The 18,522-nt window shown below is 70.2% G+C and carries 15 protein-coding genes; 13 read left to right on the top strand and 2 right to left on the bottom strand.

The window, feature by feature from the left end:
- Positions 1 to 14: 14 nt before the first annotated feature.
- Complete coding sequence (locus E1269_RS04140) at positions 15 to 1,751, bottom strand: bifunctional 3'-5' exonuclease/DNA polymerase (protein WP_131891607.1); 1,737 nt, start codon at positions 1,749 to 1,751, stop codon at positions 15 to 17.
- A 155-nt stretch (positions 1,752 to 1,906) separates the two neighbouring features.
- Between E1269_RS04140 and E1269_RS04135 the strand changes: the two genes are divergently transcribed.
- The 12 genes from E1269_RS04135 to E1269_RS04080 all read left to right on the top strand — a co-directional run bounded on the left by E1269_RS04135 (position 1,907) and on the right by E1269_RS04080 (position 15,728).
- On the top strand, positions 1,907 to 3,181 hold the full coding sequence (locus E1269_RS04135; RefSeq protein WP_131891604.1) for a glycosyltransferase family 4 protein: 1,275 nt from the start codon (positions 1,907 to 1,909) through the stop codon (positions 3,179 to 3,181).
- Positions 3,182 to 3,485: 304 nt separating this feature from the next.
- Positions 3,486 to 4,577 carry a fatty acid desaturase family protein gene (locus E1269_RS04130; RefSeq protein ID WP_131891601.1) on the top strand — a complete coding sequence of 364 codons (1,092 nt, stop codon included), beginning with the start codon at positions 3,486 to 3,488 and terminating at the stop codon, positions 4,575 to 4,577.
- A 328-nt stretch (positions 4,578 to 4,905) separates the two neighbouring features.
- Entirely contained in the window at positions 4,906 to 6,108 is a 1,203-nt protein-coding gene (locus E1269_RS04125; RefSeq protein WP_131891599.1) for a dipeptidase, read from the top strand.
- Complete coding sequence (locus tag E1269_RS04120) at positions 6,105 to 7,751, top strand: ABC transporter substrate-binding protein (protein WP_203432875.1); 1,647 nt, start codon at positions 6,105 to 6,107, stop codon at positions 7,749 to 7,751. The genes E1269_RS04125 and E1269_RS04120 overlap by 4 nt, the downstream gene beginning before the upstream one ends.
- A 54-nt stretch (positions 7,752 to 7,805) precedes the next feature.
- The gene (locus E1269_RS04115) at positions 7,806 to 8,759 is read left to right on the top strand and encodes an ABC transporter permease (RefSeq protein ID WP_131891596.1); all 954 of its coding nucleotides are present in this window, start codon (positions 7,806 to 7,808) and stop codon (positions 8,757 to 8,759) included.
- The gene (locus E1269_RS04110; RefSeq protein ID WP_131891594.1) at positions 8,756 to 9,643 is read left to right on the top strand and encodes an ABC transporter permease; all 888 of its coding nucleotides are present in this window, start codon (positions 8,756 to 8,758) and stop codon (positions 9,641 to 9,643) included. Before E1269_RS04115 ends, E1269_RS04110 begins: the two co-directional genes overlap by 4 nt.
- A 6-nt stretch (positions 9,644 to 9,649) precedes the next feature.
- Complete coding sequence (locus E1269_RS04105; protein WP_131891591.1) at positions 9,650 to 10,825, top strand: M24 family metallopeptidase; 1,176 nt, start codon at positions 9,650 to 9,652, stop codon at positions 10,823 to 10,825.
- Complete coding sequence (locus E1269_RS04100; RefSeq protein WP_131891588.1) at positions 10,822 to 11,688, top strand: alpha/beta fold hydrolase; 867 nt, start codon at positions 10,822 to 10,824, stop codon at positions 11,686 to 11,688. Before E1269_RS04105 ends, E1269_RS04100 begins: the two co-directional genes overlap by 4 nt.
- On the top strand, positions 11,681 to 12,739 hold the full coding sequence (locus tag E1269_RS04095) for an ABC transporter ATP-binding protein (RefSeq protein ID WP_131891586.1): 1,059 nt from the start codon (positions 11,681 to 11,683) through the stop codon (positions 12,737 to 12,739). The genes E1269_RS04100 and E1269_RS04095 overlap by 8 nt, the downstream gene beginning before the upstream one ends.
- Positions 12,726 to 13,742 (top strand): ABC transporter ATP-binding protein, encoded by a 1,017-nt coding sequence (locus E1269_RS04090; RefSeq protein WP_131891583.1) that lies wholly within the window; start codon positions 12,726 to 12,728, stop codon positions 13,740 to 13,742. Before E1269_RS04095 ends, E1269_RS04090 begins: the two co-directional genes overlap by 14 nt.
- A 20-nt stretch (positions 13,743 to 13,762) precedes the next feature.
- Complete coding sequence (locus E1269_RS04085; RefSeq protein WP_131891580.1) at positions 13,763 to 14,983, top strand: dipeptidase; 1,221 nt, start codon at positions 13,763 to 13,765, stop codon at positions 14,981 to 14,983.
- A gap of 25 nt (positions 14,984 to 15,008) precedes the next feature.
- Positions 15,009 to 15,728 carry a GntR family transcriptional regulator gene (locus E1269_RS04080; RefSeq protein WP_131891577.1) on the top strand — a complete coding sequence of 240 codons (720 nt, stop codon included), beginning with the start codon at positions 15,009 to 15,011 and terminating at the stop codon, positions 15,726 to 15,728.
- Positions 15,729 to 15,741: 13 nt separating this feature from the next.
- Here the strand turns inward: E1269_RS04080 and E1269_RS04075 are convergent, their stop codons facing one another.
- Positions 15,742 to 17,229 carry an amidohydrolase family protein gene (locus tag E1269_RS04075; RefSeq protein WP_131891574.1) on the bottom strand — a complete coding sequence of 496 codons (1,488 nt, stop codon included), beginning with the start codon at positions 17,227 to 17,229 and terminating at the stop codon, positions 15,742 to 15,744.
- A 238-nt stretch (positions 17,230 to 17,467) separates the two neighbouring features.
- Here E1269_RS04075 and E1269_RS04070 point away from each other — a divergent pair, with 238 nt between their 5' ends.
- The gene (locus E1269_RS04070) at positions 17,468 to 18,493 is read left to right on the top strand and encodes a GntR family transcriptional regulator (protein WP_131891571.1); all 1,026 of its coding nucleotides are present in this window, start codon (positions 17,468 to 17,470) and stop codon (positions 18,491 to 18,493) included.
- The last annotated feature ends 29 nt before the right edge of the window (positions 18,494 to 18,522 follow it).

Here is an 18,522-nt window from a genome sequence, read left to right as displayed (position 1 = left end):
CGGGAACGTCCCAGTCATTTCGCGTCGGCGTAGCAGCCGGCCACGGCGATGCTCAGCGGGAACCGCACCGGGAAGCCGCCGAACAGGAGCCGACCCGCTTCGGCCGCGGCGCCCCGAACCTCATCAGTGACGGCCTCGGCCATGCTGGCCGGGGCGTGGATCACGACCTCGTCGTGCAGGAAGAGCACGAGGTGCGGACGGCCGGCGAACGGCTCGGGCACCGGCCCGTCCGTGGCGTCGGGCGCCTGCCCCAGCGCCCACAGCCGCCGGCGGATCGACGCGATCCAGCACAGCGCCCACTCCGCCGCGGTGCCCTGCACGACGAAGTTGCGGGTGAACCGGCCCCACGAGCGTGCGGACGACCTGGCCCGCGCCACCTCGTCCTCACCGGCGTCGTCCTGGTACGCGCCGGACTGCGCCTCGTGCCAGGTCGCGCCCGGCAGCGGCGAGCTGCGGCCCAGGTGCGTCGTGACAACCTCGCCGCGCTCCCCCGCCCGGGCGGCCTCGTCGACGAACGCCAGCGAGCGCGGGAACGCCTTCGCCAGCCGCGGCAGCACCTGGCCGCTTGACCCGGTGGTCCCGCCGTACATCGCGCCGAGCATGCCGACCTTGGCCAGCTCGCGCGTCGCCACCGCGCCGGAGGCCACGATCCCGGCGTACATGTCCGCGCCCCGGCCGTCGGCCCCGCGGCCGGCGGCGGCCATTGCCTCGTCTCCCGCCATCGCCGCGAGCACCCTCGGCTCGAGCTGGGCGGCGTCGGCGACGACGAAGGTCCAGCCTGGGTCCGCGACCACCGCCCGGCGCACATTCTTCGGCAGCTGGAGCACTCCCCCGCCGCTCGACGCCCACCGGCCGGTGACGACGCCGCCTACGACGTACTCGCTGCGGAACCGCCCCTCGCGCACCCACGCGTCGAGCCACGCCCACCCGTTGGCGGTCATCAGCCGGTACAGCGACTTGTACTCCAGCAGCGGCTCGATGACGGGGTGGTCGAGCCGCTCCAGCTCCCACTTGCGCAGGCTCCGCGCGCCGACACCCGCGTACTGCATCGCCTTGAGGAGATCGCGGGGTGAGTCCGGGTTGAGGCTGGGCTTGGCGTCCAGCGCCGAACGGATCAGTTCGGCGAGCTCCTCCAGCCGCGCGGGCCGTTCGCCCAGGCGCGGCCGCGGCCCGAGGATCTCGGTGAGCACCGCGTCGTGGACGTCGGCCAGCCACGGCAGGCCGGCGTGGTACATCTCCACCGCCAGCAGCGCGCCGGCGGACTCCGCCGCCAGCAGCAGCCGCAACCGCACCGCCGCGGACGACCCCTCCACCGCCGTGTTCTGGGCGTCGAGCTCCGAGTGCGGATCCGGCTCGGGTGCGTCCTCCACCGGTCCGAGGCCGGCGAACAGCGTCGCCGGCTCGTCGCGCGTGGCCCCTGCTGACGTGAGGGGTGCAGGCGGCATCGTGTCCCACGGCCCAGGGACCGCCTCGTCCGGCCCTGGCCACGCCGCAAGCGCCGACTGCCGCAGGATCCGGTGCGCCAGCCGCAGGTCGTAAGCCCGCTCGACCCGGACGCCCGCCGCCAGCAGCGCCGGATACCACCGGTTCGTGTCGCCCCAGGTCCACCGCGGACCCACCTCGGTCCTGGCCTCGGCCTCGCGCACCACGGCAGCCAACTCCCCCGCCGCGACCCGCCGCTCGTCGCCGGCCGCACCCAGGCCCACGACGCGCACGGTGCCGCCAGGTTCCGGGACTACGACAGGCTGCACCTGCTCATCTTGCCGCCCACCACCGACAGTGCCCGAGGGACGCGGCGTTCGGACTGGTGGCGGCACCACACGTGCTACGGTGCAAATAGCTGCGACCGTTGTTTCATCGAGCGTTGTGGGATTGCGCCGCTGCCTGGGTCTCCAGGTCTTCCAGCGTGACGTTCTCGTCCCTCACTCGCGGTCGGCTACGCACCGGGGCCGTCGTCATGGCGTCTCGTCGCGTCCGGGCTCGCAACCACGGCTACGACAGCCGAGTCCTGTTCGAGTCCGCAACAACTAAGCCCCGTGGGTGGTGCATGTTGATCTCGTTCATCTGGTCTCCAGGAAATCTGCTTCCGGCCGGCACCGGCGGTTCGGAGAACTACACCGTTGGCCAGGTTCGGGAACTGAACCGACGCGGCATGCCGGCGCAGGTGGTCACCGTCGGCCTGGGTGCCGCCGACGGACGTGACGAGTTCACCGACATCCCGTTCCTGTCTCTGCCGACGCTGGCCGAGGTTGGTGACCTCGACGGCACCGTCGTCTTCGTCAACGAACCGCACATCGTGCCGACCAGGTCGCCGGCGTTGTTGATCCTGCACAACCCGCCGCCGATCCGGGAGCGCGAGAAGGCGTTCGCCGTCGCCGGGACCAGGGATCGAGCCCTGATCGCCACCAGCCGCTACGCAGCCGAGGTGTGGTCACGGTTCCTGGACGTCGACCTGGCGACCATCAGGGTCGTGTACCCGTTCGCCGAGCCATGTTTCGCCGCACAGCCCAGGCCGGCAAACGACAGCGGGACGACCCGGGTGCTCTTCGCCGGTCGCCTGAGCCCGGAGAAGGGCATCTACACCCTCCTGTCGACCCTGCACATCGACGTCATCGACCAAGACCTCGACCTCGACTTCATGGCGACGACCGCCGGCGCCGACAAGCCGCAGGGAAAGATCATCGAACGGTTGCTCGACGCGCATCCGAGGATCTCCGTCGTCCCCTCCTGCAAGACACCGGCCGCGATGGCGGCCCTGATGGCCGATCACGACATCGTCGTGATGCCGTCCAACAGCCAGTACTGGCACGAGACCTTCGGCATCGTCTCGATCGAGGCCCAGCACGCCGGTTGCCGCGTCATCGCCTCCGACGACGGCGGGCTACCCGAGACCGACTGCGGAGGCGTGATCCTGGTCGAGCCCGATGATGCCGAGGCGCTCGCCTGGGGCATCCGAGCGGCCGTGGCGGCCGGGCCACTCTCGCTGGCTGCTCGTCGAGACGCCAGCACGAGGTTCACCGTGGAACAGTCCGTGGACACACTCCTGAGCGTGTTCGCCCGACCTCTGCCGATTACGCCCGCGACCATCGAACGAGAGCTCGAGGAGCTCATCGCCGCGCCCTCGGCGCAGGTACCGCGCCCGGTCGGGCCCAGCGGTCCCGTGACCCCGGCCGCGGCGTAGCCGGGCGAGGGAACTGCCCTTTCATCAGACCGTCGCGAACGTGGCCGCTGAGGCTCAGGATGCTCGGGCCGATCAGACTCATCCCGGAGACCATCGCGTCTCGGGTAGAATGGTCGTCAGCGGCGTTGGACAAGGAACCGCTGATGGTTCCAGCTACGCCGTTCGAGGTGTGTCGGCCGTAGAGGCCGAAGACGGGCTTGGTCATGCGACTGCCCGACAACGAGTCGAATGATTCCACCGTACGGGCGGTCGTCATCCCGAGCGGATCCTCGCGCCATCCACCCCTGACCGCCGGGAGACCCGCATGACACCGACTTCGCCGAGCTCGACCGCCACGACCAAACCCGAGGCCGTGTCGCGGCGGGTGCGGTACGTGAGCACGTACACCGAACTGTCGCACCGGGTTCAGGCCGCTGGACTGCTCCGCCGCCGCTACGCCTACTACTGGTCCAAGATCATCATCACCATGACGGCCCTCGCCGGAATCTGGGTGATCTTCGCCTTCCTCGGCAACTCATGGTTCCAGCTACTCCTCGCCGCGGGACTCGGCGCCGTGCTCACCCAGCTCACCTTCCTGGGCCACGACAGCGCACACCGACAGATCTTCACGTCCCATCACTGGAACGACTGGACCTCCCGGGTGCTGGCAGGACTCTTCGTCGGCCTCAGCCACGGCTGGTGGATGAGCAAACACAGCCGTCACCACGCCAACCCGAACAAGGAAGGCGCGGACCCCGACATCGGACCCAGCGCCTTCGCCTTCACACCCACCATCGCCGCGAATCGGCGCGGCCTGGCAGCCCGCCTCACCCGATGGCAGGGCTACTTCTTCCCCCTCGCCCTGTTCATGGGCCTCGCCCTACACATCGCGAGCATCCAGCGGCTGCTGCATCAGCAACAGCTCAAGCACCGCTGGTGGGAAGTCGCGTTCATCGCCGGCCGCTTCGGCGGGTACATCACCGTCTTGCTGCTCGTTCTGCCACCGGGCAAGGCCGCCGCGTTCTTCGGTGTCCAGATGGCACTGTTCGGCCTCCTACTCGGCGGCGCGTTCGCGCCCAACCACCTCGGCATGCCCATCGTCCCACCCGACATGAAGATCGACTTCCTGCGCCGCCAGGTCCTGATGTCGCGCAACATCACCGGCGGCCGGCTCACCAGCTTCGCCATGGGCGGGCTCAACTACCAGATCGAACACCATCTGTTCCCGAACATGCCCCGCCCCAACCTACGCAAGGCACAAGCTCTCGTCCGCGACCACTGCGCCAAACACGACATCCACTACACCGAAACCAGCTTCGTCGGCGCCTACCGCGTGATCGTCCGCTACCTCAACACCGTCGAACATGCCACGACAGACCCGTTCCGCTGCCCTCTCGCCGCTCAGTACCGCACCTGACCTGAACCGGCCCAGGATCCTCCGCCGCCGCGTCGCCGGTGCCGGCCCAGATCGCACACTCCGCAGAGCGGGGACACGGCCCGGAAAATGACCGAATAGTGAACTGACGTTTCCTTCACGTAACGATCCCGAGCCACGTGAGCGCTTTGACGATCACGCCGCCGCTGGACTGACTCGACGACAGTGCAGGTCAAGGCCCCGCTTGGACCGCCACAAGCCGACTCGCCCCGACGATTCACGCGGTTTCGATCAGTCAGCCAATTTCCCAGAGGTCCAACCTCTCGTTATGGTGTGCCATCAAAAGAGGTTGGACCACTTGGAGATGTAGATGCAGAAACCAGGCGTGCGCTACCGGGGCTACCGCAGCTTCGACTACCTCGAACCGCACACCGACTTCCGCGTCTTCGACCTCGCACCCGAGATCGGCCGCGTGCCCGCGTACGACCTCGGGCTCGACGAGGAGCAGACGCGGCGCGTGACGGACATCCTCGGCCGCGAGCACGTCATCTCCCTGCACGAGCACCCGAAGATCCTCACCACGGACCCGTCCCTGCTGAAGGAGTACAACGGCACCGGACGCAACGCGTTCGGGTTCGAGGGCATCGCGCGGTCGGGCATGACCGCCTTCTTCGACAACTTCATGAACGGCACCAACTGCGTGACGTCCGAGCACGGCTGGAAGTGGAACGACGTCATCTTCGACCTGGGCCTGCGCTTCGCCGACGTCGCGCAGCAGGACCACGTCGTGCTCGCCCGCACCGTCGCCGATCTCGAGCGTGCCAAAGCGCAGGGCCGGATCGCGCTCGTCGCAGGACTCGAGGCCGCCACGATGATCGAGAACGAGCTGGACCGGCTCGACATCCTCTACGGCCTCGGCGTGCGGCAGATGGGCATCGCGTACTCGATGGCCAACCAGCTCGGCGCCGGGCTCGCCGAGCCCCAGGACGGCGGCCTCACCATGTTCGGCGGCCGCGCCGTCGACCGCATGAACACGCTGGGCATCGCGATCGACATCTCGCACTCGTCCGACCGCACCAGCCGCGACGTCATCGACCGCTCGGCCGTGCCGGTGTTCATCACCCACGCCGGCGCCCGGTCGGTCTGGCCAACCAACCGCATGAAGCCCGACGACGTCATCGTCGCCTGCGCCGAGCGCGGCGGGGTGATCGGCATCGAGGCCGCACCCCACACGACGCTCTCGGACGAGCACCCCGAGCACTCGCTGGAGTCGGTCATGGACCACTTCCAGTACTGCGTCGACCTGGTCGGCATCGACCACGTCGCGTTCGGCCCGGACACCAACTTCGGCGACCATGTCGGGCTGCACGACTCCTTCACCGGCCATCTCACCATCGCCAACGCGCACGGCCACGTGGAGCACTCGCGCGTCCCGTACGTCGCGGGCGTGGAGAACCCGGCGGAGAACTTCACCAACATCGTCGGCTGGCTGGTCAAGAACGACTGGTCCGACGAGGACATCAGCAAGGTCATCGGTCTCAACATCCTGCGCGTACTCAAGGAGGTCTGGTGAACGGGAAGATCGGACGCGTCCGCGCGACGAGCGCGGCGCTGATCGTCGCGGCCATGGTGACGGCCACGGGATGCTCGCTCAACGAGGGCGGCGGCGACACGAGCGACGCGGGCAGCGGCTCCGGCGAGCAGTCGGGCGGGGCGACGCTGCGCATCGGCACGACGACGGACGTCGAGAACTTCAACCCCCTGCAGTCGCTGTCCAAGACCGACAGCTGGATCCTGAACGCGACGTACCCGACGCTGCTGCGCATCGACGGCAACGCGCAGAAGGTGCCGGAGCTCGCCGAGGAGTACACCACGGAGGCCGACGGCAGCATCGTCGTCTTCCACCTGCGCGACGACTTCGTCTGGACCGACGGCACCCCCGTGACGGCCACCGACGTCGCGTTCACCGCCCAGTCGATCATGGACTACCAGCTGGGCAACGTCGCGGCGAAGCTGACCTGGGTCGAGAACATCGAGGTCCGCGACGAGCAGACCGTCGCCTTCCACCTCAGCGAGCCCTACGCCCCGTTCGCCGAGGGCGTCGGGTTCTGGATGCGCATCGTGCCCGAGCACATCTTCAGCGAGGCCGGTGACCTGTCCCAGTTCGCCAACGACTCCGACTGGGTCGGCGCCGGCGCGTACGTCCTGGACTCGGCGACGCCCGGCCAGCGCTACACCCTGAAGGCGAACGAGAACTACCCCCACGCCCCGGAGGGCGGCGCCGCCGTCGAGACGGTCGAGTACGTCGTCTACCCGGATGTCAACACGATGATCCTGGCGCTGCGCAACGGCGACATCGACCTGATGGGCACGCCAGTGCCGGTCTCCGCGGTGGCCTCGCTCGAGGGCGACGAGAACATCGCCATCGAGACGGTGGAGTCGCTCGGCTTCGCCCACCTCACGTACAACATGCAGCATCCGGTGCTCGCCGACCAGGCGGTCCGGCAGGCGCTCTCGATGGTGGTCGACACCGAGTCGATCATCGAGACGATCCTGCAGGGTGACGGCCAGCAGATGACCGGCCCGATCGCGCCGATCTTCGCCGACTACGACAACACCGAGCTCCAGCCGTACCCGTTCGACCCGGCCGGGGCGCGCTCGCTTCTCGAGAGCGCGGGCTACGCCGACGCCGACGGTGACGGGATGTTCGACGAGCTCCAGTTCGAGGTGGTGTGCGACCAGTCCAACGCCAACCTCACCCGGGTCGCCGAGGTGGTCCGCGACAGCGCGGCCGAGGCCGGCATCCAGCTCAACCTGGCCTGCATCGAGCGGAACACCTTCCTGAGCCGGACCCGTGAGGGCGACTACGACATCGACCTGTCGCAGTGGGGCGTCTTCGACAACCCGATGGACCAGCTGCGCAGCACCTATCTGTCGTCCAACCCCGGCGGGATCAACTACAACCTCGTCCAGGACCCGGAGCTGGACGCCCTGGTGAACGACGCCGCGGTCACGGCCGACCCTGAGGCCTTCGTCGAGAAGATCAAGGGCATCGACGCCTACGTGCACGACCAGGCGCTGCTCACCCCGCTGTACGTGGAGGACTTCCGCTTCGCCTACCGCGGCGACCGGTTCGCCGGCTTCGACCCGTCGCCGTCGGACCTGCTCGGCATGGTCACCGGCTTCTCGCTGTCGCAGGTCGAGCAGGTCGACTGACGTTCGTCGCCCCGGTCCTCGTCCGCGACACACCAGGAGGGTTGGTAGCACGCCGTGTTGAGGTACGCCGCGAGTCGACTGCTGCGCGCGATCCTGACGATCTGGATCGCCGTGACGGTGACGTTCTTCCTGCTGCGGCTGCTGCCGGCGGACCCCACCCTCCTGGTGGTCGAGGGCGACATGACCCCGGAGATGCAGGAGGCACTGCGCAGCCAGTACGGCCTGGACAAGCCGATTCTGCAGCAGTACGTCCTGTACCTGGGCCAGCTGGTCCAGGGCAACCTCGGGGTGTCCTTCCGTCAGCTCGTCCCGGTCGCTGACCTGCTGCTGTCGCGGCTGCCCTGGACGCTCCTGCTCGCCGGCTCGGCGTTCGTGCTGACGCTGCTGGTCGGCATCCCGCTCGGCGTCTACGCCGCCGTCGGGCGGGGCGGCCTCGTGGACCGGGGAGTGCAGTTCTTCGGTATCACCTCGAACGCCTTGTTCATCCCCAGCGTCGCGATCCTGCTCCTGGTCGTCTTCGGGTCGAACCTCGGCTGGTTCCCGATCGGACAGGCCATAGACCCGGACACCAGAGGGCTCGCGGCCTACGCCTCACTCCTGCACCACCTGGCACTGCCGCTGTTCTCGCTCGTCCTGGTCCAGCTCGGACCGTACGCCCTCACCCTGCGCACCAACATGGTCGAGGTACTCGGCGAGGACTACATCACCAGCGCACGCTCGCGCGGGCTCACCCAGCGGCGGGTCGTGTGGCGGCACGCGCTGCGCAACGCCGTCCTGCCGGCCCTGATGCTGATGGGCCTGCAGCTGGGAACCCTCATCGGCGGCGCGGTCCTGACCGAGACCGTCTTCGCCTACCCGGGCGTCGGCCGGCTGATCTTCGAGTCGGTGCAGCAGCTGGACTATCCGGTGCTGCAGGGCGCATTCGTCGTCCTGGCCGTGACCGTCGTGCTGGCCAACCTCGTCACCGATCTGCTCTCGATGGTTCTCAACCCAAGGATCCGCACATGAGCACCGAGCCGCAGAACCTCACCGTCGACACCCCGTCGGCCGCGATGACCACCGCCAGGCGTCGCCGCGCCGGAGGGTTCTTCTCGGCGCCGTCCGGGTGGCTGTCGGTCGGCGTGCTGGGCATGTTCGTGGTGATCGCGCTCGTCGGGCCGTTGTCCGTCGACTCGCCCAGCGGGCTCGGGACCGACATCCTGCAGTCGCCGTCTACCGATCACTGGTTCGGCACCGACGACCTGGGTCAGGACGTGTTCGCCCAGGTCGTGTGGGGCACCCGGATCAGCCTCATGGTGGGCGCCGTCGCGTCGCTGATCGCGATCTGCATCGGCACGCTGCTCGGCCTCGCCGCCGCGTACGTGAAGCGGCTCGACCCGGTCGTGACCACGCTCACCGACGTCATGCTGTCCCTGCCGATGCTGCCGCTCATGATCCTCGTCACCGCATTGGCCGGTCCGAGCGTGGTCACGCTCATCACGGTGATCGGGCTGCTGTCGTGGCCGGAGGTGACCCGGATGATCCGGGCCAACGGGCTCGTCGTGGCGGCGATGCCCTACATCGACGGCGCCCGGGTGCTCGGTGCGGGCGCCACGCGGATCATCTCCCGCGAGATCCTGCCCGCCGTCATGCCGCTGGTCGTGGTCAACGTCCTCCTCACCGCCGCTCGCGCGGTGATCGCCGAGGCCGGCCTCTCCTTCCTCGGCATGGGAGACCCGTCGTCGTGGTCGTGGGGCCGCATCCTGCTCAACGCCCAGCGCTCCGGCACCATCGCCTCGGCCTGGTGGCAGACGCTGTTCCCGTCGCTGGCGATCCTGCTGCTCGTCCTGGCCGCCACGATCGCCGGCATCCGCTACAACGACTCGCGCGACCCGCGCACCCGAGGAGTGTGACGTACCGTGCACCTGCCCGACTCGTTCTACCTCGGCACGCTCGACCGCGTCGTCGAGCGGATCGGCGCCGCCGGCTACGACGGGATCCTGGTCACCCAGCCCGCCGATGTCGCGTACCTCGTGGGCTTCTGCTACGCGGTGACCGAGCGCCCGGTGTACCTGTGGGTCGGCGCCGACCGAGACCGGTTCGTGCTCGTGCCGGAGCTGGACCGTCAGTACGCCGAGCAGCAGCGGACCCACGCCCCGGTCGTGACGTACTTCGAGTACCCCGGCGTGACGAGCCCGGAGGAGCATTTCGCCGACCTGCTGCGCCACCGCGGCCTCGCCGCCGGCCGCGTCGCCTACACCTCGTCGATGTCGGTGAGCACGTTCGGCAAGCTGGGCGCCGCGCTGCCGGACGTCACGTGGGAGGTCTCCGACGTCGTCGCCGGCCTGCGGCTGACCAAGGCACCGGAGGAGATCGAGCTGCACCGCCAGGCCGCGGACATCTGCGACTCCATGCTCGCGGCCGGGCGCGCCTACATCGAGGAGGCGCTGTCGGCCGGCCGCGAGCTCCCCCGCGAGGGCGAGATCGCCCGGCATGTCGTCGGCCACGGCTCGGACCTGATCTACCAGCGCTACGACCATGTCGTGTTCACGACGAAGCTCGCCGGCGGCCTCGTCTACGCCGGCCCCAACGCGGCCAACCCGCACGGGCTGCCCAGCAGCCGGCGGGTCCAGGTCGGCGACACGCTGATCCTGTCGCTCGGCGCGTCCGTCCTGAGCCGCTTCGTCGAGAGCGAGCGGACCTTCGTCATCGGTGAGCCGAGCGCGGACCAGCGGCGCTACTTCGAGACCGCCCGGAGCGCGCAGCACGTCGGCACCGAGGCCATGCGGGTGGGCCGGACCTGCGCCGACGTCAACGCCGAGTGCCTCGACGTCATCCGCGACGCCGGGATGGGCGAGTACCTGCGCCACCGGCAGGGCCACGGCATCGGGGTCCAGCAGCACGAGGCGCCGTGGGTCGAGGACGGCGACCCCACCCCGCTGGCCGCAGGCATGGTGCTGTCGAGCGAGCCGGGCGTCTACGTCCCCGGACACGGCGGCTACCGGATCTCCGACACCGTGCTCGTCACCGACGGCGGACCCGAACGGCTCACCACGTACCCGCGCACCATCGAGGAGAACGTGATCGCGGCATGACCACCTCTCGCACCCACACGGAGACGATCAACGGCGCGCGCATCGTCATCGAGGAGCTCGGGCCGGTGGAGGCTCCGGCCCTCGTGGTCCACCACGGCGCGCCGGGCCTGGGGTCGCGGTCGGAGCCGCTGCGGTCGTTCGGCCCGTTCGCCGACGCGTGCCGGATCGTCACGTTCGACGCCCGTGGCTCCGGCTCGTCGTCCGACGACGGCCCGTTCAGCCACGAGCAGTGGGTCGCCGACATCGAGGAGATCCGCGACCGGCTCGATCTCGGCGACATCGTGATGGCCGGCGGGTCGTACGGCGGCTTCCTGGCGATGGAGTACACGCTGGCCCACCCCGAGCGGGTCCGGGCGCTGGTGCTCCGCGACACCGCGGCGGACACGTCGCACGACCACCTCGCCGTCGAGCGAGCCCGCGCGTTCGACGTCGTGACGATCGACCCGTGGGCGATCGAGCGGATCGGCACCGGGAACTTCGCCGACAACGCCGAGTTCGAGCGCTACTGGCGGGCGATCCTGCCGCTCTACGACCACCACTACGACCCGGCGGCGGTCGAGCGGAAGGCCGCCGCGACCCAGTACCACTACGCCACGCACAACCACGCGTTCGGCGTGAACATGCCGCGCTACGACCTCACCGGCCGGCTGCCCGAGATCACCTGCCCGGTCCTGGTCGCCGTCGGCCGGCACGACTGGCGGACGCCGGTCCCCGCGTCGCAGCTCATCGCCGAGCGGGTCGTCGACGGCCGGCTCGTGGTGTTCGAGCATTCCGGCCACTCCCCCCAACTGGAGGAGCCCGAGCTGTTCCAGGCGACCGTGAGGGAGTTCCTCCACGATGTCGGGGTCGTGCCCCATGCCTGAGACGACGGTCGTCACCGCCCGACGCCCTCCTGTCGACGGCGCGCCGGTCCTGAGCGTGCGCGACCTGTGCGTGGAGTTCGACACCCGCGACGGGGTCCGCCCGGTGGTCCAGGACGTCAGCCTCGACGTGTACGCCGGGCGGACGCTGGCCGTGCTCGGTGAGTCCGGGTCGGGCAAGTCCGTGACGGCCCGCTCCGTCATGGGCCTGATCGACCCGCCCGGCCGGATCACCGCCGGCCAGGTCCTGTTCGAGGGCAAGGACCTCGTCAGGTCCTCCGCCGAGGAACGGCGTCTCATCAGCGGCGAGCGCATCGCGATCGTCTTCCAGGACGCGCTCTCCGCCCTCAACCCGGTGTTCTCCGTCGGCGAGCAGATCGCCGAGCTGCTGCGCACCCGCCGCGGCCTGGGCCGGCGCGCCGCCGCCGCCCGCGCGGTGGAACTGATGGCGCGGGTGCGGATCCCCGCGGCCGAGCGGCGGGCGAAGGAGTACCCGCACCAGTTCTCCGGCGGGATGCGGCAGCGGGCGATGATCGCCATGGCGCTCGCCCTCGAACCGACCGTGCTCATCGCCGACGAGCCGACCACCGCGCTCGACGTGACCGTCCAGGCGCAGATCATGGACCTCCTCCTGGACCTGCAGGACGAGACCGGCATGGGCATGATCCTCATCACCCACGACCTCGGCGTCGTCGCCGAGACCGCGGACACGCTGGCCGTGATGTACGCCGGCCGGGTGGTGGAACGCGGCAAGGTCGAGGACGTGTTCGCCCGCCCGGGGCACCCCTACACCCGTGGCCTCCTGCACTCGATCCCCCGCCTCGACCAGGACGAGGTCAGCCTGTGGGCCATCCCCGGCTCGCCGCCCACCGTCCTGAGCCGGGTGGCCGGCTGCGCGTTCGCGACACGATGCGATGTCGCCGTGGACATCTGCTCCACGTCCCGGCCGGAGCTGGCGCCGCCGGATTCGGCACCGCCGACGCCGGCGCACCCACCGGCCGCCCGGGCGAGTGCCTGCCACCGTCGAGAGGAGGTCCTCCATGGCCGCATCTGAACCTGTGCTTTCCGTCGATGACCTGACCCGGCACTTCGCCAGCCGCCGCGCGGTCCTGCCCGGCCGCCCGGCACCTGTCGTCCGGGCCGTCGACGGGGTGAGCTTCGAGCTCAGCGCCGGCGAGACCCTCGGGATCGTGGGCGAGTCCGGCTGCGGCAAGACCACGCTCGCCCGCATGATCGTCGGGCTGGAGACGCCGACGTCCGGCACCGTCCGGTTCCGCGGCGCCGACGTACACGCCGCGCGCGGCCGCCGGCTGCGCGAGCTGCGCCGACGCGTGCAGATAGTGCTGCAGGACCCGTACACGTCGCTCAACCCGCGCCGGACGGTCCGCGAGCTGCTCCGTCAGCCGTTCGAGATCCACCGCGACCTGCTGCCGCGCAAGCAGCAGGCCGCGCGGATCGCCGAGCTCGTCGAGCTGGTCGGGCTCGACCCGGACCACCTCGACCGGTATCCGTTCCAGTTCTCCGGCGGGCAGCGGCAGCGCATCGGTATCGCGCGGGCGCTCGCGCTCGCCCCCGACGTGGTCGTCTGCGACGAACCGGTCTCCGCACTCGACGTGTCCATCCAGGCGCAGGTCGTCAACCTGTTCCAGCGCCTGCAGCGTGAGCTCGGGCTGGCCTACGTGTTCATCGCACACGACCTGTCCGTCGTCCGGCACATCTCCGACCGAGTCGGCGTGATGTATCTCGGCAAGCTGGCCGAGCTCGGGTCGCGGCGCGACGTCTACGGCAGCCCCCGCCACCCGTACACGTCGGCGCTGTTGTCCGCCGTGCCGGTGCCCGACCCGCGGGTGCGCGGGCGGCGGACGCGCCGCCTGCTCGACGGCGACCCGCCGAGCCCTGTGGATCCCCCGTCGGGCTGCCGGTTCAGGACCCGCTGCTGGAAGGCGACCGACGAGTGCGCGACGGTCGAGCCGCAGCTCGTCGGCGACGACCGGCACCGGCAGGCGTTCGCCTGCCACCACCCCATGCCGGAGCAGGCCGAACCTGCGACCGCGTGATACCGAGGAGCACAGTGACCATGACGTCCCCCGCGCCGGCGTACGACGGCTACCGCGCGTACTCGTACCTCCAGGCCGGTGCCGACTATCAGGACTTCGAGCTCGCCGCCGAGGTCGGCCGGGTCCCCGTGTACGACGGCGGGCTCACCGAGGACGAGCGGGCGCGGGTCGCCCGGCTGCTCGACGAGAACATCGTGATCTCGCTGCACGAGCACGCCGTCGTCCTGCCGGAGAACCCCGACGAGATCCGGCGCTACAACCGAACCGGCCGGCAGCGCACCGCCTACGAGGGCCTGGCCCACTCCGGGCTGACCGCGGTCGTCGACAACTTCATGGCCGGAGCATCGTGCGTCACCAGCCAGCACGGCTGGAAGTGGGACGACATGATCTACGCGCTCGGCTTCCGGCTGGCGGACCTGGCCAAGCAGGACTTCGTCGTCCACGCCACGACCGTGCGGGACATCCGCGACGCCAAGGCGGCCGGCCAGCTGGCCCTCGTCGCCGGGCTCGAGTGCGCGACCATGATCGAAAACGAGCTCGACCGGATCGACATGCTCTATGGATTCGGTGTGCGGCAACTGGGCATCGCGTACTCGCAGGCCAACCTGCTGGGCTCGGGGTTGTCCGAGCGCTCCGACGCCGGCCTGACGCACTTCGGCCGGCGGGCCGTGGAGCGGATGAACAAGCTCGGCATGGCGATCGACATCTCGCACTGCGGCGACCGCACCAGCCTCGACGTCATCGAGTCGTCGTCCGTGCCGGTCGTGATCACCCACGCCGGTGCCCGCGCCGTCTGGCCCATCCCCCGGCTCAAGCCCGACGAGGTGATCGTCGCCTGCGCTGAGCGCGGCGGGATCATCGGCATCGAGGCCGCACCCCACACGACCCTGTCCGAGCGGCACCTGACGCACTCGCTGGAGTCCTTCATGGACCACTTCCAGTACTGCGTCGACCTCGTCGGCATCGACCACGTGACGTTCGGCCCGGACACCATGTTCGGCGACCACGTGGCCGTGCACCGCACCTACGCGGGCAACTACGCCCACAAGGACGAGGGGCGGCCCGAACACCCCATGGTCGACTACGTCGACGGCGTGGAGAATCCGGGCGAGAGCTTCCACAACATCACCGGCTGGCTGGTGCAGCACGGATACTCTGATGCAGACATCGGCAAGGTGCTCGGCGGCAACACGCTGCGGGTGCTCGAGTCGGTGTGGCGGTCCACCGACGACGACCGATGATCTCGGACAAGGACGGTAGTCGAGCATGAGGCGGGACTCCGCGGCACAGAGCGCGCTGTTGCGGCTGCGTCACCTCATCGCGGCCCAGTTCAGGCCCGGCGACCGGCTGCCGCCGGAAAAGGACCTCGCCGAGACTCTCGACGTCTCCCGGACGACGGTGCGGGAGGCGCTGGTCGTCCTCGCGGCGGAGAACATCGTCACCCGCAGGTGGGGCGCCGGCACCTTCGTGAGCGCGCCCCCGAAGGTGGCGTCGCTGAACATGTCGAAGATCGAGTCGTACCGCGACCGTGTCGGCGCCGGCGGCCGGATCGTCACCCTCCTCGACGCCTCCTGCGACCTCGTGACCCCGCCGACGGCGTCAGCGGCGGCGCTTCAGATCGAGGGCGGCGCCAAGGCCTGGCACGTACGCCGGCTCTTCGCCGTGAACGGCGCACCGTCGGCGCTCATGAGCGAGATCATCCCGGCGCAGCTGTTCGGGCGGCCGATCGACCCCAACCCGATGCTGCACATCGACACGTCCCTGTACGAACTGCTGAACCGGCACACTCCCGGCGCGGCCATGCACGCGTCGACCGAGCTGGAAGCCGTCTGCATCCACGGCGAGGACGCCCGCGCCCTCGACCTGGACGACGGCGCCCCGGTGCTGCGCGCGACCCAGACGACGTTCGCCCGCCGCGGCGAGCCCGTCGCCCACGGCGTGTCCTACCAGCGCACCGACCTGGTGCGCATGCGCATCACCCGCTGAACCGCCACCGGGCTCAGCTCTCCTGGGCGGCCTGCTCCAGCTCGTCGAAGATCTCCTGGCGCTGCGCCGGTCCGAGGTAGCGGCCGCGGGCGACGACGGCGTGGATCTGGCGGCTGTTGCGGATGTCGGCCAGCGGGTCGGCGTCGAGGACCAGCAGGTCGGCGCGCTTGCCGGCGGTGACCGTGCCGGCGACGTGCTCCTGCTCGGCGCAGCGGGCCGCGTCGCGGGTGGCCGCCTGCAGCGCGCGCATCGGCGACATGCCGGCGCGGACCAGCAGCTCCAGCTCGTCGTGCGTGGCCAGGCCCGGGAAGACGAACGCGACGCCGGTGTCGGTGCCGGTGCCGGTGTTCCCGCCCGCTGCGGCGATGTCGCCGACGAGCTGGAGCTTCGCGTCGAAGTACGCCAGCTCCATGGCTTCGCGCTCGGGGGTCCACGGGGGCCACGCGCCGATCCACGTCACCCACTCCTCGCGCAGGCTGCGCGGCATGAACCGCTCCATCAGCTCGACCAGCTCGGGGTTTTCGAGGTGCTTCGACGGGTGGCGCGAGATGGACGACTCCACCGCGAGCGTGGGGACGTGCCAGGCGCCGCGCTCGGTGAGCCGACCGGCGAGCTCGGCGGCGAACTCGGGACGGTAGGTCCGGAACGCCTCGCGCTCGAGCGTCGAGGCCTGCCAGCCCCACCAGTTGGGGTCGTCCGCGTCGTCGGGCATCTGCTCGAGCTGGGCGAAGTACTCGTCCCTGTCCGCGGACGTGGACAGGTGCATCCCGTAGTTGTGCTCGATCGAGAGCTGCCCGACGTCGATCGCGTCCTGGACCGGGATCGGCGACGGGCTGTGACCAGCGATCCGCAGCCCGACCCGGTCCGCCTCCCGAGCGATCACGGCGTGCGTCTGGCGATCCATGAAGGAGTAGACCTTGACGAGGTCAGCGCCGTCGGCCTTCGCCTCGGCCATGGCCTGACGCGCATCCTCCTCGGTGACGATGGGGACGCTGAACGGGTTGCGCGAGTCCGGCCCGTCCAGGACCTTGCTGGCGATGACCATGGAGGGTCCGTCGAGCTCACCGCGCTGGATGCGCGCCCACACGTCGTGCGTCTCGGCAGAGCCACGCATCTCGCGGATGCCGGTGACGCCGTACACGAGGTGCATCGGCGGGAACGTGGTTGCGATCTCGGAGCTGTGGGTGTGCACGTCCCACAGCCCGGGAACGACGTACTTGCCGGCCAGGTCGACGACCCGCACGCCCGCGATGGCGGGAACGTCCCGGTTCCGCCCGACGGCGAGGATGCGCTCGCCTGCCAGGACCACCGTCGCGGACGGCACCGGCGGCGCGCCGGTGCCGTCGATGAGTGTCGCGCCGGTCAGAACGGTCAGTCCCGCGTCGACGGTGGCGCGCTCGGCCGCCGCGGCGGAGCCGGATGACAACCATCCGACCGCGCCGGTGCCGACGGCCGTGCTACCCAGCCACGCGAGAAAGGTCCGACGATCGACGCCGCCCATCATCATCTCCTCCAGAAAGTTGGCCCGGACATGATCCGGGTTTGTGCACTATTGCCGCAAGGGTGCGTCCGCGTCGTCCCCGGCCGGCCACCCGCAGCACCCCGAAAACCCCGGCGATCGCGGCGGCGTGGTTCACGATCGACGGTGCCGTCGTGACATCTTCGCGGTGCACACCGTCACGGTAGCCAGGTCCGCGGCCGTACTTGACGAGCAAACTGTTGGGGTGTTGTATAACAGCATGACGCATCCGGACGGCGCGCTTCCCGAGCCCTGGCATCGGCTCCAGGCCGACCACAGCTCGGGCGTGCCGATCTGGGTGCAGCTGAAGACCCAGCTGGAGTACGCGATCGCCACCGGCGCCGTGCCCACCGGCACGCGGCTGCCGTCCGTCCGCGCGCTCTCGAGCCAGCTCGGTGTCGCCGTCGACACCGTCCGCCAGGCCTACGAGGAGCTGGGCAAGACCGGCCTGGTCGTCACGCAGCGCGGCGCCGGCACCTTCACCACACTGCCGGAGAGCACCGGCAGCGACGTCGCGAGCCCCGACATGACCTGGGCGCGGGCAGACGCGGCACTCGCGGACCTGATCCGGACCGGATCGGAGCCGCGCGAGACCGCCAGGGCGATGGCGCAGCGGCTGGCCCTGCTCCAGAACGGCGTCGACGTCGTGTTCGTCGGCGTCGCCGCGTCCACCGCACGATACGCCCAGCTGATCTCCGAGCACGTCCAGGCCGACATCGGTACGGTCCGTGCGGTCAGCCTGGAGCGGCTGCGCACCGGCGACGCCGCCGCTGAGCTCGGCCGCGCCACGTACGTCGTCAGCCTGGCCTTCCACGCGCGCGAGGTGGAGCGACTGCTCACCGACCGGCCGGTCCGGGTCCTGACGGTGGTGTCCCGGCTGGAGGAAAGGCTGCTCGCCCGCGTGCCAGGCGCCACCTCGGCGACTCCCCCGCTGCTGGTGGCACGGCCGGAGACGCGGCCGATCTACGCCGACCTGCTGCGGGTCCAGCGCCCCGATCTGACGGACCTGCCGTTCGTCAGCGACGCGGACCCGGCGGCGATGGCCGACGCGCTGGAGCGGACCGACGTCGTGCTGCACACGTCCGCCGCCACCGAACGCGTCCGGGAACTGGCCGGGCCGCACCACGCCCTCATCGAGCTCAAGCACGTCCCTCAGGAGAAGTCGCTACACCATCTGGTCCAGACACTGAAGTCCGACCGTGAGCTGATGCTCGACCTCCAGCGGCTGCACGTCGCCTCGCGCTGAGCCGCCACGCACCACCCGTCGTCCACCGG

Source organism: Jiangella asiatica, from assembly GCF_004349065.1.
Lineage (GTDB): Bacteria > Actinomycetota > Actinomycetes > Jiangellales > Jiangellaceae > Jiangella > Jiangella asiatica.
This window is presented reverse-complemented; position numbering and strand designations above follow the sequence as displayed.